Source organism: Streptomyces sp. DH24, from assembly GCF_029813775.1.
In the GTDB taxonomy this organism is placed as follows: domain Bacteria; phylum Actinomycetota; class Actinomycetes; order Streptomycetales; family Streptomycetaceae; genus Streptomyces.
Genome location: NZ_JARVKW010000150.1, coordinates 1 through 274 on the forward strand (window position 1 = coordinate 1; position 274 = coordinate 274).

1 rRNA gene is annotated in these 274 nt (G+C 58.0%); it reads right to left on the minus strand.

The features are described 5' to 3' along the window. Positions 1-162: 162 nt before the first annotated feature. A 16S ribosomal RNA gene (locus QC282_RS32260) occupies positions 163-274 on the minus strand; the annotation flags it as partial.

The following is a 274-nucleotide window of genomic DNA, read 5'->3' on the forward strand; positions in this document are numbered from 1 at the left end:
GCTCCCCTCAACGTTCCACGCTCCGAAAGAGCAGTACTAGAAGGAGAAGACGATCAAGTGTGCCGAGTAGTCAACGTTCCACCCATGAGCAACCAGCACCGGACATTCGCCGATGTACTGGCCTCTGACCCGGACTAGGTCCGAGTAAGAAGTGCTCCTTAGAAAGGAGGTGATCCAGCCGCACCTTCCGGTACGGCTACCTTGTTACGACTTCGTCCCAATCGCCAGTCCCACCTTCGACAGCTCCCTCCCACAAGGGGTTGGGCCACCGGCT